Genomic DNA, 15792 nt, shown 5'->3' on the forward strand with positions numbered 1-15792 from the left:
GTGTGGATTCCTTCAGTCCAGCGTGCGCTTGTAGAAGCGCACGGCGATAGTCATCACGATGACCGTGAACAGCAGCACGGGCCAGACGTTGGGCCAGAGTTCGATCCAGCCGCTGCCCTTGAGCATGATGCTGCGGATCATGCGGTTGAAGTACGTCATCGGTAGTACGTTGCCGATCCACTGCGCCCACGTCGGCATGCCCGCGAACGGGAACATGAAGCCGGACAGCAGGATGTTGGGCAGGAAGTAGAAGAATGTGAGTTGCACCGCCTGCAACTGATTGCTCGCCAGTGACGACAGGGTGATGCCCACTGTCAGGTTGGCGGCGATGAACAGCAGCGCCGCGAGGTACACCGCGACCACGGAGCCGAGGAACGGCACCGCGAACACGAAGTGTGCGGCCAGCACGATGATCGTCGCCTGGATCAGACCGATGAAGATATACGGCACGATCTTTCCGGAGATCACCTCGATAGGCTGCACCGGCGTGGCAAGCAGATTCTCCATCGTGCCGCGCTCGCGTTCGCGTGTCATGGCGAGGCCCGTCATCATCACCATCGTCATCGTCAGGATCACACCCATCAGCCCCGGCACGATGTTGTATTGCGTGATGCCTTCCGGGTTGTAAAGGCGCTGCACGTTGACGTCGAAAGCGGTCTTGCCACCAGCCAGCGGCGCGAGTGCGCCCTTGAGGTCGATGCGTGCCACGCTCACCGGCAGTTGCGCCAGCGCACCGATGGCGGGGCCCGTCGCCGAGGGATCGGTCGCGTCCGCCTCGACGAGAATCGCTGGCCGGTCGCCATGCAGCAGCTTGCGCGAGAAATCGGCGGGGATGCTGACCACGAACTGCACATCGCCGCGCAGCAGTGCTTCGCGTCCTGCGGCTTCATCGGGCAATGTGCGGACGATCTTGAAGTACGTGGTGTTTTCCAGTGCGGAAAGGAACGTGCGAGAGAAATCGCTGTGCTCGGCCACGATCACGGCGGTGGGCATGTGGCGCGGATCGCTATTGATGGCGAAGCCGAACAGCAGCAATTGCACGATGGGCAGACCGACGATCATGCCGAACGTAATGCGGTCGCGCCGAAGCTGCAGGAACTCCTTCAGCACGATGCTCCACCAGCGCTGCACCGAGAACGAGCGACGCATACCGTTGAGTTTGCGCACAGTGCTCATGTCCCCTCCTTGCGCTTCGCGGTCTTGCCCGATGCCGCAGCGGCCATGTTGTCCTGCGCGCCGCCCATCATGTGGATGAACACGTCTTCCAGACTGGTCTGCGTTTCGGTGACGTGCTGATCGGCAGTGGCGGCTTGCTTCAACGTCTGTTCGAGTTGCTGCGCATCGCGGCCGGTCACATGCAGTGCGGTGCCGAATGCCACGGTCTGATCGACGCCGGGCTTGCCCTGCAATCGTGCGGACAGTTCGGCAAGATTGCCACCTTCGATGCTCCACGTACTCAAATGCTGGCTCGCCACCACTTCATCGGCAGTGCCTTGTGCGAGCAGCTTGCCGTAGGCGATATACGCGAGCTTGTGGCAACGCTCGGCCTCGTCCATGTAGTGCGTGCTGACGAGTACCGAGATACCGCGCGCGGCGAGTTGATGCAGCTGCTCCCAGAAATCGCGGCGTGCCTTCGGATCGACGCCTGCAGTGGGTTCATCGAGCAGCAGCAGACGCGGTTCATGCAGCAGACACGCAGCGAGTGCGAGGCGCTGCTTCCATCCGCCGGAAAGCGAGCCCGCCAGTTGCTCGGCACGCGATTGCAGGCCGAGGTCTTCGAGCGCGCGGTCCACCACGTCGCGACGATTGGGCATGTCGTAGACGCGTGCGACGAAGTCGAGGTTCTCGCGAATCGACAGGTCTTCCCAGTACGAGAAGCGCTGCGTCATGTAGCCGACGTTGCGCTTGATCTCGGCGGATTCGGTGAGAATGTCGTAGCCCAGGCAAGTGCCCGTGCCGGAGTCGGGCGTCAGCAGGCCGCACATCATGCGGATCGACGTAGTCTTGCCGCTGCCGTTGGGGCCGAGGAAGCCGAAGATCTCGCCGCGCGCCACCTGCATGGTCAGGTCGTTGACCACATGCTTGTTGCCGAAGCGTTTGTTCAGGCCATGCACGTCGATGACGAGTTCGCCGTTCCCGTTTGCCGTGCCACTCATGATTGCACCACTTCCACGGGCTGGCCGGGACGCAGCTTCGACGCATCGTCGGTGCTGGGGCGTGCTTCGATCAGGAACACCAGTTTGTTGCGTGTCTCGTTGCTGTAGATCACGGGCGGCGTGAACTCGGCTTCGTTCGAGACATAGGTGATCTTTGCCGATACCGGCGCGGCGCAGCCATCGCAGCGGATGGTGATGGCCTGGCCGTTCTTCAGCGATCCGACCACGGCCTCGGGCACGTAGAAGCGCACCTTCACATTGGCGGGCGGCAACATGCGCACCACGGCGCTGCCGGCGGGCACCCATTCGCCCGGTCGGAACGGCACGTCGTAGACAAGGCCCGGGACTGTGGCGCTCACTGTCTTGCGCGAGAGCTTCCACTCGGCCTGCGCCAGTGCCGCGCGTGCGGCATCGATCTGCGCGGTCTGCGCGGCGAGCTGGTCCTTGCGACCCGGCAGTCGCGCCACGTCGATATCGCGCTGCAACTCGCGCACGCGTGCCGCATCGGCCTCGGCAGTGGCACGGCTTTCGTCGAGCTGCGCACGCGAGATGCCGCCGATCTCGAACTGCGCGTCGTCGCGTTTGCGCTGTGCCGCACTGCGCACGGCCTGCGCTTGCGCCTGCACCAGTTGCGCCTGATTCACGGCCACTTCCACGGGACGCTTGCCGGTCTGGATATCGGCAAGCTGCGCCTCGGCCACGCGCACCTGCTCGGCGGCTTGCTGGCGTGCGGCGCGTTCATCGTCGGATTCCAGCACGAACAGCGGTGCGCCAGGGGTGACCTGCTGGCCGCGCTCGACGGAAAGCTTGTCGAGACGTCCGGCAAACGGTGACGCCACGGCGACGAATTCGCCTTCGACATAGCCTTGCCATGAGGTGGCGCGGTCGTTGCTGCAACCAGCCAGCGTGAGCGCTGCGACGAGTGCCAGACGAAGTTGGGTGGAAGAGGAGAGTGTCATGACGACTCCGTGCATCACGATGGGGTGGATGGGGTGGAGGAAGGACCGGAGAGGCCGTGGCCAAGCAGTGCGGTGACGTGGCGCACCAGCGTATTGGTGTCGATGTCGGCGGCGCCGGGCAGTTGCCGCCAGATATGCGTGGTGGCCAGCGGCAACAGCGTGAGGCCGATCAGCGACACGAGGATCAGCGCTGGCTCCAGCCCGGAATTGAGCAGGCCGCGCGCATGCGCCGCGGCAATGGGGCCGGCGATCAGTTCGGCGCGCTGCACGGCCACACGCTGGAGCAGGCGCTCACGCAACTGGCCATCGGTGCCGACGATCTCGCGAATCCACAAGCCCGGAAACCACGGCGTGGCCGAAGCCGTGCGAATCAGTTGCTCGGCCAGAGACTGGATGCGCGCCACGGGATCGGACGGGCCGGACTGGAGCGTGCCGAATACGTGGCCGATCAGCGGCTGCAGGCGTTCGTCGAACACGGCGTCGAGCAACGCTTCGCGGTCGCGGAAGTAGTAATGCACCAGCGCGGGCGTGACACCGGCCTCGGCGGCAATGGCCTTGGTGGAGGTGGCGGCGATGCCGTGCTGGGCGAACAATGTGACCGCAGCGTCGATCAGGCGATCGCGTTGCCCCGCATCATCGGCCTGCGCGGCAGGGCGGCCGGGACGGCGCTTCGGGTCATCGGACGATCGGGTCGGCATGGGAAAAAACGCTTCGTTGACACCATGGCTATATTAATTTTTGAATTAATTAAATCAACGAGTGTTACAACGTCGCCTTACCGGCACATGGGCGGCACATGGGCGGCAAATGGAATTGGTGCGTCGCAACAAGACCCGGTAGACATGTCATGTGGGCTTGGCTATGCTTCGCGCACAAATGACAGGTGCGCGTCCTGCGCATCGGTTCCCTCCGGTTTTTCCTATGCTGCGTTTCTGCTCTCCGGCTGCTCCGAAGCGGCTGCGCCCGCGTTTGGCCCATCGTCTTGCCACGCTGTTAGGTGTGGGAAGCATGAGTTTGTCCGCCGCTTTGATGGCGCAGACTTCCGAGACGCCACAGCAGGAACCCGACACCGAAAGCCCGTTCGCCATCCACGGCCAGGCCACCTGGGTATGGCAGCGCAAGCCATCGTTCGGCGCGGCGTATTCGGGCGAGAACAGCCTGACGCCGGAGCGCGCCAAGAGCTACTCGTTCACCAGTACGCTCGACCTCGGCCTGCGCTTGTGGCGTGGCGCGGAGTTTCACTTCAATCCGGAAGTGGCACAGGGTGTGCCGTTTTCGGATCTGCACGGGCTGGGCGGTTTGTCGAATGGTGAACTGGCGAAGACGGCCAGCACGAGTCCCAAGTTCTATCGCGCACGCGCGTTCATTCGGCAGTATTGGGGCTTGGGCGGCGGCGAAGAAACGCTCGAATCCGATTTCAACCAGTTCGCGCGCACGCTCGACAAGAAGCGTGTGGTGCTGACCGCTGGCAACTTCGGCGTGCTCGACGTGTTCGATCAAAACCCCTACGGCTCCGATCCGCGCACGCAGTTCATGAACTGGTCGTTCCTGACGCATGGCTCGTGGGATTACCCGGCTGATTCGCGCGGCTACAACTGGGGCGCGGCGCTCGAATACATCGGCGAGGGTTGGTCGGCACGCTTCGGCCATTTCCTGCAGCCGATCCAATCGAATGGGCGCGAACTCGATACGCGTTTGTTCGAGCACTACGGTCAGATGCTGGAGCTTGAGAAGCGCTATGCGATTGGCGGACGTCCCGGTCAGGCGCGGCTGCTGCTCTGGCGCAACAAGGCGAAGATGGGCGCGTTCAACGACGCCATCGCGTTCGGGCAGGCCAATGGCGTAACGCCGAGCGTTGGCGACGTACAGCGCGAGCACAGCAAGGTAGGCGTGGGACTCGCGTTCATGCAGGAGGTGACGAACGACGCGGGCGTGTTCTTCCGTGCGAACTGGTCCGATGACAAGACCGAGACCTACGCGTTCACCGAAATCGGCAGGCAGGTAGCAGGTGGCGGCACGATCAAGGGCCGCGCGTGGGGACGTCCGAACGATGAACTCGGGATGGCCGTGGCCGTGAACATGCTCGGCTCCGGGCATCGCAACTATCTGGCCGCTGGCGGCCTCGGCGCCTTCCTTGGCGATGGCGCGCTACGGTATGGGCCGGAGCAGGTGTTCGAGGTGTATTACAGCTTTGCCGTGTGGAAGACGCTGAGTCTGAGCCCGGATTTTCAGTACATCCGGAACCCTGGGTATAACCGCGATCGAGGTCCGGCGAAGTTTATCGGGGTGAGGGCGCACGCGGAGTTTTGATTCTTCCGCTTCCTGCTTGTTTGTTCCCCTCTCCCGCCTTGCGGGAGAGGGGTTAGGGGAGAGGGCCGGAGGCTCTGCTTGCCGACCGTGCCGCAATTTGAACGGCTTGCCCTCTCCCCCGCCCCTCTCCCAAAGGGAGAGGGGAGAAAACTCATCACTGCCGCGCATTCCGCCGATTATCCGGCCACGGCGTGTTGTAGTTCGTGCGGAACGGATTGATATCCAGCCCGCCGCGCCGCGTATATCGCGCATACACCGCCAGCTTCACCGGTTTGCACATGCGCATCACGTCCGTGAAGATCCGCTCCACGCATTGCTCGTGGAACTCGTTGTGATTGCGGAACGAGATCAGGTACTTGAGCAGCCCCTCCTGATCGATGGGCGCGCCGACGTAGCGGATCTGCACGCTGCCCCAGTCGGGCTGACCGGTGACGAGGCAGTTCGACTTCAGCAGGTGCGACACCAGCGATTCCTCCACCGGTGACTGATCCTGATCGGCCTTCAGCAGCGACGGATCGGGTTCGTAGATATCGGTTTCGATATCGAGCCGGTCCAGCAGCATGCCATCCAGCTCGCCCATCTTCTGCGTGCCGAGATCCGCTTCCGGCACCAGACGTACCTGCACGGTGCCGCCCGTCGCTTCGGACAGGTCGTGATGCAGCAACTGCTGCACAGCCTCGGGCGATGCGATGCGGCTCTGGTTGAACGAGTTCAGGTACAGCTTGAACGATTTCGATTCGACGATGTTCGGCGTATCGGCGGGAATCACGAACGCGGCCAGCGCCACCTGCGGTTTGCCCTTGAGGTTCAGCCACGAAAGTTCGTAGGCATTCCAGATATCCACGCCGAAGAAGGGCAGGGCCTTGCCTTCGGCGAGTCCGATCTCGGTGCGCTTGGGCTGGCGCGGAATGGGGAACAGCAGCGACGGGTCGTACTCGGTCTTGTAGGCCGAGGGCTTGCCCAGCGGCGAGTGCTCAGGAAGCGTCATAGTGAGATTCAGGCCAGGAACAGCTTGTAGACGGGATTGTCGGTTTCATCCCAGTGTACGTAACCGAGCGTGGAAAGGAAGGTGCGGAAATCGCGCTTCTCGTTCTTCGGCACCTGAATCCCCACGAGGATGTTCGATGTGTCGGCGCCCTGGTTCCGGTAGTGGAACAGGCTGATATTCCAGTTCGGGCTCATGCTGGAGAGGAACTTCATCAGCGCGCCCGGACGCTCCGGGAATTCAAAGCGATACAGCAGTTCGTCGTGCGCCAGCGGCGAATGGCCGCCCACCATGTAGCGGATATGCTGCTTGGCCAGTTCGTCGTTGGACAGGTCCAGCGTGTCGAACCCATGGCGGCGGAAGTTCGCGGCGATCTTGTCGTTCTCGCTGCGCGACGCAATCTGCAGGCCCACGAAGATATGCGCCACGCCCTTGTCGGCGATACGGTAGTTGAACTCCGTCACGCTGCGTGTGCCCACCTGTTCGCAGAAACGCTTGAAGCTGCCGCGCTCCTCGGGGATGGTCACGGCGAACACGGCTTCGCGCGCCTCGCCCACTTCGGCACGCTCGGCCACAAAGCGCAGGCGGTCGAAATTCATGTTCGCGCCGCAGGCAATCGCCACGAGGTGCTGGCCCTTGAGCTTCTCGCGCTCGGCATATGCCTTGAGACCCGCCACGGCCAGTGCACCCGCCGGTTCGAGAATGCTGCGCGTGTCCTGGAACACATCCTTCAGGCCGGCACAGATGGCATCCGTATCGACCAGGATGATTTCGTCGACGAGTTCGCGCGTGATGCGGAACGTCTCCTTGCCGACGAGCTTCACCGCAGTGCCGTCCGAGAACAGGCCCACATCCTTGAGTTCCACGCGCTTGCCGGCATCCACCGAGCGCTTCATGGCGTCCGAATCCATCGTCTGCACGCCGATCACCTTGATGTCCGGGCGCACGGCCTTGACGTAGGACGCGATGCCGGAAATCAGGCCGCCGCCGCCGATGGCCACGAAGATCGCGTGGATCGGACCGGGGTGCTGGCGCAGGATTTCCATGGCGATGGTGCCCTGCCCGGCGATGACTTCGGGATCGTCGAACGGATGGATGAACGTCAGCTTCTGCTTGGCTTCCAGCTCGGCGGCATGCACGTAGGCATCGCTGTAGGAATCACCATGCAGCACGATCTTGACCCACTCGCCACCGCGTTCGCGCACGGCATCGATCTTCACCTGCGGCGTGGTGGTGGGCATGCAGATGATGGCCTTGCACTGCAACCGTGCAGCGGAGAGGGCCACGCCCTGTGCGTGGTTGCCAGCCGATGCGGCGATCACGCCGCGCTTGAGTTCTTCCGGAGAGAGCGACGCCATCTTGTTGTAGGCGCCGCGTAGCTTGAACGAGAACACGGGCTGGGTGTCCTCGCGCTTGAACCACACGGCATTGTTCGTGCGGGCCGAGAGCGCTGCGGCGTAGGTCAGCTCGGTCTCCTGGGCCACGTCGTACACCTTGGCGGTCAGGATCTTCTTCAGGTAGTCGGGCTTGGCGGGGGTGCGGGTCATTGTCTGCGGTTGCCACGCAGCCGTGGCAAAAAAAGCCGGAAAAATCGGCGGAAACCGCCAATGATAATGGATGGCGCCCACACGGACCCTGCTACGGTCGTCGCGGCGTCTGGGTGCAGGAAAAGCCACTGTTGTAGGACAGCGCCCGGTGGACGCCTGTCAAAATCACGTGTTACGGTTTTACGCGATGCCTCTCCTACCTCTCATCGAACCCCACACCGCGCTGTTCCTGGACTTCGACGGCACGCTGGCCGATCTGGCACCGAGCCCCGAGCTGGTGCAGGTCGAGCCCGAACTGGTTGGCACGCTGCGTGCGTTGCATACCTGTCTGGACGGCGCGCTCGCCATTGTCTCGGGCCGGCCCGTGGCCGAACTCGACCATTTCCTGCAACCGTTGCGCCTGCCTTCCGCGGGCGTGCATGGCGCCGAATTCCGCAATGGTGCGGCGCGCATCGTCACGCCGCCCGCGCCGGGTATCGGTCCCTTGCTGCCGCAACTGGAAGCGCTCGTGGCGCGGCATCCGGGCCTGATGCTGGAACGCAAGTCGGTGGCCGTGGCCATCCACTATCGGCAGGCACCGGAGCTGGAGCCGCTGGTGCGCGCTGCGGTAGCAGATGTGTTGCGCGATGCCGTGGGGCTCGATGCGTTGCCCGGCAAGATGGTGGTCGAGATCAAGCCTGCGGGTGTGGACAAGGGCGATGCGATTGCCGCGTTCATGCGTTCGTCGCCATTCGCGGGCCGCCTCCCGCTGTTCGCCGGTGACGATGTGACCGACGAAGCCGGCTTCTCGGTGGTGCGCGAACTCGGCGGCGTGGGCGTGCTGGTTGGCAATCGCGCCACGGCGGCCACCGTCAGCGTGCCTGCGCCCGCCGCGTTGCGCGACTGGCTGCACGAATCGGCGCGCGCGCTGACCCATTTCATCGCGCAGCGCGATGCCGCTGCCCAACATCCATCGCCACAAAGGGAGGACCCGCTGTGAGTGAACCTGCCACCTCTGCCCAGGTGTCGCCAGAAATCGCGCGCGAAGCGCCCGCCGTCAATACGGATTCGAACGCTGCCAGCCGCCACGCCAACCCATCGCTGGCACTCGGCATGATCGGCAATTGCAGCTTCTCTGCACTGGTGGATGGCCGCGGCCGCATCGTCTGGTGCTGCATGCCGCGCTTCGATGGCGATCCGGTCTTCAACGCATTGCTGGAGCCGAACGACAACGCCGGCCATTTCAATATCGAGATCGAGGATTTTCACGAAGCCACGCAGTGGTACGAGCCGAACACGGCCATCCTGCGCACGCACCTGATCGACAAGCACGGCAGCATTCTGGAGATCACCGATTTCTGCCCGCGCTTCTTCCGCCTGGGTCGTTACTTCCGACCACTGACACTGGTGCGACGGATCAAGCCAGTCAGTGGCGCACCGCGCGTGCGCGTCACGCTGGCGCCGCGTTTCAACTGGGGCCGCACGGAGCCAAAAATCACGCGCGGCAGCAGCCATGCGCGCTATGTGGGCGAGGATCAAACACTGCGCCTGACCACCGATGCGCCGCTGGCCTATGTGTTGTCGCACACACCGTTCCTGGTCACGCGCGGCTACAACTTCATCCTCGGTCCCGATGAAACGCTCTCGGCCGGCGTGGAAGATATCGCGCGCGACTTCGAGCAGGAAACCACCGCGTACTGGAAACTCTGGAGCCGCCGCCTGGCCGTGCCGCGCGAGTGGCAGGACGCCGTGATTCGCGCGGCCATTACGTTGAAGCTGTCGCTGTACGAGGAAACCGGCGCCATCGTGGCGGCGATGACCACGAGTATTCCTGAAGCGCCGGGCAGCCAGCGCAACTGGGACTACCGCTACTGCTGGCTGCGCGACGCGTTCTTCGTGGTGCGCGCACTGAATAGCCTGTCGGAAGTTGGCACGATGGAGGACTATCTGCGCTGGCTGTCGAACGTGGTGATGCAATCGCAGGACGGGCACATCCAGCCGCTGTACGGTATCGGGCTGGAGCGCGAGCTGCCGGAAAGCATGCTCGATCATCTGAGCGGCTATCGCGGCATGGGTCCGGTGCGTGTGGGCAACCAGGCGCAGGAGCATTTCCAGCACGATGTGTACGGCAACGTGGTGCTGGCCGCCGCGCAGGCATTCCACGATCACCGGCTGCTGCATCGCGGTGGCCCGGCGGAATTTGCCAAGCTCGAAGACGTGGGCGAGCAGGCCGTGCGCGTATTCGGTACGCCCGACGCGGGCATGTGGGAGTTGCGCACGCGTGCACGCATCCACACGTCATCGGCGCTGATGAGCTGGGTGGCGTGCGACCGTCTGGCCAAGATCGCCGAGAAACTCGAACAACCGGCGCGGGCCGCGTACTGGCACGACCATGCGCATCGCATGAAGCAACGCATCCTGGACGAGTCGTGGAACGAGCAGCGGCAGGCGTTTGCCGAGAGCTTCGGCGGCAAGGAACTCGACGCCAGCGTGTTGCTGATGGCGGAGGTCAACTTCATCGATCCCAAGGACCCGCGCTTTGTCTCCACCGTCAAGGCGCTGGAGGAAACGCTCTGCGATGGTCCCTACATGCGGCGCTACGAAGCGCCCGACGATTTCGGCAAGCCCGAGACCGCGTTCAACATCTGCACGTTCTGGCGCATCGACGCGCTGGCGCGCATCGGCCGCCGCGAGGAAGCGCGCGAGATCTTCGAGTCGATGCTTGCCGCGCGCAACCCGCTGGGGCTGCTGTCGGAAGACACCCACCCGATCACCGGAGAGATGTGGGGCAATTTCCCGCAGACTTATTCGATGGTCGGCCTGATCAACGGTGCCATGCGTTTGTCGGCACCCTGGGACACCGTGATCTGAGGAAAGGATTGGCCACAACAACAAGTGATATATGGGCAGACTAGTAGCGGTATCGAACCGGGTTGCGGACCCCCGCAACCACGCGGCGGGCGGCCTTGCCGTGGCGCTTTCCGAAGCGCTGAACAAGACAGGCGGCCTGTGGTTCGGCTGGAGCGGCAAGGTGGTGGACGCGGCCCACGGCGGCACACCGGGCGAGGGCGAGTTCCACCAGACCCAGGCCGGCAATGTCACGCTGGCCACGGTGGACTTGAGCCAGGACGATTACGACGCGTACTACCTCGGCTACAGCAACGGCGTGCTCTGGCCCGTGTTCCACTACCGTGTGGACCTGGCGGATTTCGATGCAGGCGGCAACCTCAATGCCTATCGGCGCGTGAACCAGTTGTTCGCGCGCAAGCTGGCACCGCTGCTGAAGCCGGATGACGTGATCTGGATTCACGACTATCACCTGATCCCGCTCGCGGCAGAACTGCGCGCCATTGGCTGCGGGCAGAAGATCGGCTTCTTCCTGCATATCCCGCTGCCTCCGCCGCTGATCCTCGCAGCCATTCCGCAGCACGAATGGCTGATGCGCGCGATGTTCGCGTACGACCTGATCGGCTTTCAGAGCCAGGCCGATCTCGATCACTTCTCGCGCTACGTGCAGGGCGAGGCGGGCGCGGAGCCGATGGGCGAGTATCGCTTCCGCGCATTCCATCGCACGGTGCGCGCGCAGGCGTTTCCGATTGGCATCGATGTCGATGAATTCATCGGCCTTGGCCAACAGGACGAGGCGCGCGAGACCTACGAGATGATGCGTCACCAGTACGCGCGGCGCCGGCTGCTGCTGGGCATCGACCGGCTCGACTATTCGAAGGGGCTGCCGCAGCGGCTCAAATCGTTCCAGACGCTGCTGGCCGAGTATCCCGAAAATCGATCGAGCGCCACGTTGATCCAGATTGCCGCGCCGTCGCGCGAATCGGTGGATGCGTACGCCGACCTGCGGCGCGAGATGGAAGGCATTACGGGTGCGATCAACAGCGAGTACGGCGAACTGGACTGGATGCCCGTGCGGTACATCCATCGCTCCACGTCACGCAAGCGTTTGCCGGGCCTGTGTCGTGCGAGCAGCGTGGCGCTGGTGACGCCGCTGCGTGACGGGATGAATCTGGTGGCGAAGGAATACATCGCCGCGCAAGATCCTGACGATCCGGGTGTGCTGGTGCTGTCGCGTTTCGCGGGTGCGGCCGAGCAGTTGAAGGAGGCGCTGCTGGTCAATCCCTACGACACACGCGCCACGGCGCAGGCCGTGCAGCAGGCGCTGCACATGCCGCTGGCCGAACGACGCACGCGGCACCAGAAGCTGCTGGAGCGGATACGCCAGCAGGATGTGCATTGGTGGAGTAGCGAGTATCTGCGGACGTTGATGGAGTTGGAGGGGGGGTAATTTCCAACGTGGTCGATGCTGAGAGGCTGGCCCTCTCCCCCGCCCCTCTCCCGCTCGCGGGAGAGGGGCGAACACCGACGGGATATCGACCGCTGCTGGTTTGCTCCCCTCTCCCGCAAAGCGGGAGAGGGGCCGGGGGAGAGGGCTGGCGCATCAAATCCCGAGCGCGCTCAAACCAGATCCCCCGGCAAATCCACATCCCTGAACGGTCCATCGTCCTCGGTCAGAATCCGCGTCACCGGCTGCGACTTCAGCAACTCGCGCGCGCCTTCATCGCCATCGAGCTTCAGCAATTCATCGCGCCACGCCGCACCAAATCCCACAGGATGCCCACGCTTGCCATCGCGCCACGGGGCGGCAATTGTGTTGCGCGCCGTGATCGTCAGCGCGACCGCGCGTACCAGTTCCATCGACAGCCACGGCATGTCCGCGAGCGCCACCACCCAGCCGCGCGCATCGGGACTCGCGGCCACACCCGCGCGCAACGCCGCGCCCATTCCGGCTTCCGCTTCAACGGACTCGATCACCTTGCAGCCACCGCGCCGCAATTCCTCGGCGAGTTCGGGATGGCCGGGACGCACCACCGCAATCGAATACGGCAGGCCCGCCGCCAGTGTGCGCGCGCTGCGCCACGCCACAGTGCGGCCATCGGCCATCTTCTCCATGAGCTTGTTGCGCAGGCCGGCCGGATCGAAGCGGCGGCCGAAGCCGGCAGCCAGCAGGATGCCGGTAGGCAGATCGGTCTGCGTAAGCGGGGCGCGTGAGGGCTTCGTCATGGCTGTGCGGCGGTGATAGCCTGACCAGCAGGCAAAATCGGACACTCGGCCTCGCCGGCTGCGATTTCTCGCGCGGCCTTGGCGCCTTCCACCTGGAGGATGTCGGGCAGCGAGACATGGTTCTTCGCAGCGATCACTTCGGCCAGTACCGAGATCGCAATCTCGGGCGGTGTGCGGCTGCCGATGTAGATACCGACCGGACCATGCAGGCGGGCCAGTTGCTGATCGGTGAGATCGAATTCCTTGAGCCGCTCGCGTCGCGCCTGGTTGTTGCGGCGCGAACCGAGCGCGCCCACATAGAACGCGGGCGTGCGCAGTGCTTCCATCAACGCGAGATCGTCGAGCTTGGGATCATGCGTGAGCGCGATCACGGCGCAACGCTCGTCGAGCTTCATCGCTTCCACGGTGTCGTCAGGCATCGTGCGCACCATCGTCACGCCGGGGATGTCCCACGTCTCCGTGTATTCCTCGCGCGGATCGCAGACCGTGACCTGGAAGCCGAGTCCCACCGCAATCTGGCACAGGTACTTCGACAACTGCCCCGCGCCGATGACGAGCATGCGATAGCGCGGACCATGGATGGTTCGCAGCGTCGCGCCATCGAACGACAATCCATCGGCAGCTTCCGCATGACCGAGCGATGCGCGACCCGTCGCCATATCGAGCGTGCGCGTCACGAGCTTGCCGTTTTCCACGGCCTGCAGCAATTCGACGATGCCGCTGTGGGGCGCCAATGGTTCCGCCACCAGTTCGATGGTGCCACCGCAGGGCAGGCCGAAGCGATGCGCTTCCTCGGCACTGATGCCGTACTTCATGCCCTCGGGCACCTTCGATTTGATGCCTTCGCGATGTACGCGATAAATGATGTCGTCTTCGATGCATCCGCCCGATACGGAGCCGGCGACGAGTCCGTCGTCGCGCACCGCCAGCATCGCACCTTCAGGACGGGGCGACGAGCCCCACGTCCGCACTACCGTCACCAGCAACACGCCGTGACCTTCCTGCTGCCACTTGACGCTGCTCTTCAGGACTTCGAGATCCACGCTGTCCATGATCGTTTCCGCTTCTTGTCTTCATCGCCGCCAGTGTCGCCGGCAGCCTCATCGCTCTGGGTATCGTTATTGTCCTGCTCGTCCGGGCCGCTCACGGCCTCGGTGAATCGTGCGAAAAACGCATCGGCCATCTTGCGCGCGGCGGCATCCACCAGCCGCGAGCCGATCTGCGCGATCTTGCCGCCTACCTGCGCCTGCACCGCATACGTCAGCAGTGTTTCGTCGCCCTCGGCTGCCAGCGTGACCTTTGCCGATCCCTTGCCGAAACCCGCCGCGCCACCCTGTCCGTCGAACTGGATCGTGTAACTGTCGGGCGCCGCGATATCGAGCAAGGCCATGCGGCCCTTGAAGCGCGCCTTGACCGGACCGACCGCCGCAGTCAGTGCGAGCAGGTAGGCGTTTTCGCCATCGGGCTCGATGCTCTCACATCCGGGAATACATTGCTTGAGCAGCTCAACGTCGTTCAGCGCGTCCCACGCTACCTGCTGCGGCACGGGCAGGCGCTGGGTCTGGGTCATTTCCATGGGGGCGTCCTCCGAATTGTTTTATAGGTGAAACCGTGGTGGTTTGCGTATCGGCCAGCAGCGCTTCGAGCGCGAACAGGCTGTCCAGGTTATGTGCAGGGTGCAGGGCATCGACATGCGGCAGGATGGCCTGCATGCCACGCGCCTGCGGTGAAAAACCCGCATAGCGCAGCAGCGGGTTCAGCCAGACGATGCGATGCGCGAAGCGGCGCAGGCGCGCCATCTCGTCGGCCAGCAGGTCGATCTGTTCGAGGTCGATGCCGTCACTGACGAACAGCACCGTGGCGCGGCCCGACAGCGTGCGGCGCGCCCATTGGCGGTTGAACGTGGCCAGTGCCGTGCCGATGCGCGTGCCGCCTGCCCAGTCGCGCACCTGTTCGGTGATCAGCGTCACGGCCTCATCGGGATCGCGTTCGCGCAGTGCGCGCGTCACGTTGGTGAGCCGCGTGCCGAACAGGAACACATGCATGCGCTCGCGGCCCTGCATCAGCGCGTGGCAGAAGTAGAGCACCGCGCGCGAATACTGGCTCATCGATCCGGAGATATCGAGCAGCAACACCACGGGCGGCTTGCGCTGCGCATGGCGGCGGTATTTCCATTGCATCCATTCGCCATGCTGGCGGACCGCAAGCCGGGCACTCGCGCGCATATCGGCATGCGTGCCCGTGGCCGCAGGTTTCAGACGGCGCGTACGCTGCAATGCAAGATGCGCGCGCCGCGTGCGAACCAGATGCTGGAGCGCGCGCCACTCCTCGGCGGAGAGTGTTTCAAAGTCGCGGCTGGCCAGGCGCTCCTGATCGGAGAAGGTCAGCGGCGCGGTGAAGCGTTCCTCGCGCATCGGGCCTTTCGGTGTCGATGGCGTAGGCTGGCGCGCGGCGAGCGCATCGGCCAGACGGTTGCTGCGTTTCGGTGGCGGCGCACCGGCATCGACGCGCGGCAACAGCATCGCGCGCAATTTGCCTTCCCAATCGGGATCGCGCCAGAACAGGTCGAATGCCGCATCGAACAGTGGGCGCTGGTCAGGACCGGAGAGGACCAGTGCGGCCAGCGCGGCGCGCACCTCATCGCGCGCACCGATGTTCACGTGGTGCAGTGCGGTCAGTGCATCGACGGCATGCGCGGGCGAGAGGGCGAAGCCCGCATCGCGCAGCAGCCGCATGAAGTGGGTAACGTTGCGCGCCAGCATCGGCAGCGGACGGGATGACAT

General features: G+C 64.1%; 14 protein-coding genes. 4 read left to right on the plus strand and 10 right to left on the minus strand.

From position 1 onward, the window contains the following. Positions 1–12 precede the first annotated feature (12 nt). The 4 genes from FFS21_RS06420 to FFS21_RS06435 are packed head-to-tail and all read right to left on the minus strand — an operon-like array spanning position 13 to position 3813. On the minus strand, positions 13–1176 hold the full coding sequence (locus tag FFS21_RS06420) for an ABC transporter permease (protein WP_202126646.1): 1164 nt from the start codon (positions 1174–1176) through the stop codon (positions 13–15). Continuing rightward, positions 1173–2156, minus strand: a complete 984-nt coding sequence (locus FFS21_RS06425; protein ID WP_137924079.1) for an ABC transporter ATP-binding protein — start codon at positions 2154–2156, stop codon at positions 1173–1175. The genes FFS21_RS06420 and FFS21_RS06425 overlap by 4 nt, the downstream gene beginning before the upstream one ends. Further along, complete coding sequence (locus FFS21_RS06430) at positions 2153–3115, minus strand: HlyD family secretion protein (protein WP_137924080.1); 963 nt, start codon at positions 3113–3115, stop codon at positions 2153–2155. Before FFS21_RS06430 ends, FFS21_RS06425 begins: the two co-directional genes overlap by 4 nt. Before the next feature lie 14 nt (positions 3116–3129). Then, positions 3130–3813, minus strand: coding sequence for a TetR/AcrR family transcriptional regulator (locus FFS21_RS06435; RefSeq protein ID WP_137924081.1), 684 nt, complete (start codon positions 3811–3813; stop codon positions 3130–3132). A 310-nt stretch (positions 3814–4123) separates the two neighbouring features. Between FFS21_RS06435 and FFS21_RS06440 the strand changes: the two genes are divergently transcribed. Further along, positions 4124–5425, plus strand: a complete 1302-nt coding sequence (locus FFS21_RS06440) for a carbohydrate porin (protein ID WP_502705155.1) — start codon at positions 4124–4126, stop codon at positions 5423–5425. Positions 5426–5579: 154 nt separating this feature from the next. On the opposite strand, the gene queF is transcribed toward FFS21_RS06440, so the two are convergent. Together queF and ilvA are read right to left on the minus strand one after the other, a co-directional pair. Further along, positions 5580–6413 carry an NADPH-dependent 7-cyano-7-deazaguanine reductase QueF gene (gene queF, locus FFS21_RS06445; RefSeq protein WP_137924083.1) on the minus strand — a complete coding sequence of 278 codons (834 nt, stop codon included), beginning with the start codon at positions 6411–6413 and terminating at the stop codon, positions 5580–5582. Between the two features lie 8 nt (positions 6414–6421). Further along, the gene (gene ilvA, locus FFS21_RS06450; protein WP_137924084.1) at positions 6422–7957 is read right to left on the minus strand and encodes a threonine ammonia-lyase, biosynthetic; all 1536 of its coding nucleotides are present in this window, start codon (positions 7955–7957) and stop codon (positions 6422–6424) included. 187 nt (positions 7958–8144) lie between these two features. Here ilvA and otsB point away from each other — a divergent pair, with 187 nt between their 5' ends. The 3 genes from otsB to otsA all read left to right on the plus strand — a co-directional run bounded on the left by otsB (position 8145) and on the right by otsA (position 12233). Beyond that, the gene (otsB, locus tag FFS21_RS06455; RefSeq protein ID WP_137924085.1) at positions 8145–8936 is read left to right on the plus strand and encodes a trehalose-phosphatase; all 792 of its coding nucleotides are present in this window, start codon (positions 8145–8147) and stop codon (positions 8934–8936) included. Positions 8937–9049: 113 nt separating this feature from the next. Further along, entirely contained in the window at positions 9050–10807 is a 1758-nt protein-coding gene (locus FFS21_RS06460) for a glycoside hydrolase family 15 protein (RefSeq protein ID WP_137924146.1), read from the plus strand. 31 nt (positions 10808–10838) lie between these two features. After that, positions 10839–12233, plus strand: a complete 1395-nt coding sequence (otsA, locus tag FFS21_RS06465) for an alpha,alpha-trehalose-phosphate synthase (UDP-forming) (protein WP_137924086.1) — start codon at positions 10839–10841, stop codon at positions 12231–12233. Positions 12234–12403: 170 nt separating this feature from the next. On the opposite strand, the gene FFS21_RS06470 is transcribed toward otsA, so the two are convergent. The 4 genes from FFS21_RS06470 to FFS21_RS06485 are packed head-to-tail and all read right to left on the minus strand — an operon-like array spanning position 12404 to position 15792. After that, the gene (locus tag FFS21_RS06470) at positions 12404–13009 is read right to left on the minus strand and encodes a nucleotidyltransferase family protein (RefSeq protein WP_137924087.1); all 606 of its coding nucleotides are present in this window, start codon (positions 13007–13009) and stop codon (positions 12404–12406) included. Continuing rightward, the gene (locus tag FFS21_RS06475) at positions 13006–14061 is read right to left on the minus strand and encodes an XdhC family protein (RefSeq protein ID WP_137924088.1); all 1056 of its coding nucleotides are present in this window, start codon (positions 14059–14061) and stop codon (positions 13006–13008) included. The genes FFS21_RS06470 and FFS21_RS06475 overlap by 4 nt, the downstream gene beginning before the upstream one ends. Then, positions 14034–14585 (minus strand): SRPBCC family protein, encoded by a 552-nt coding sequence (locus FFS21_RS06480; RefSeq protein WP_137924089.1) that lies wholly within the window; start codon positions 14583–14585, stop codon positions 14034–14036. Before FFS21_RS06480 ends, FFS21_RS06475 begins: the two co-directional genes overlap by 28 nt. Then, positions 14515–15792, minus strand: a complete 1278-nt coding sequence (locus FFS21_RS06485; RefSeq protein ID WP_249359185.1) for a vWA domain-containing protein — start codon at positions 15790–15792, stop codon at positions 14515–14517. The genes FFS21_RS06480 and FFS21_RS06485 overlap by 71 nt, the downstream gene beginning before the upstream one ends.

Origin of the sequence: Cupriavidus sp. 2SB (assembly GCF_005503625.1) — a bacterium.
Classification (GTDB): Bacteria; Pseudomonadota; Gammaproteobacteria; order Burkholderiales; family Burkholderiaceae; genus Cupriavidus.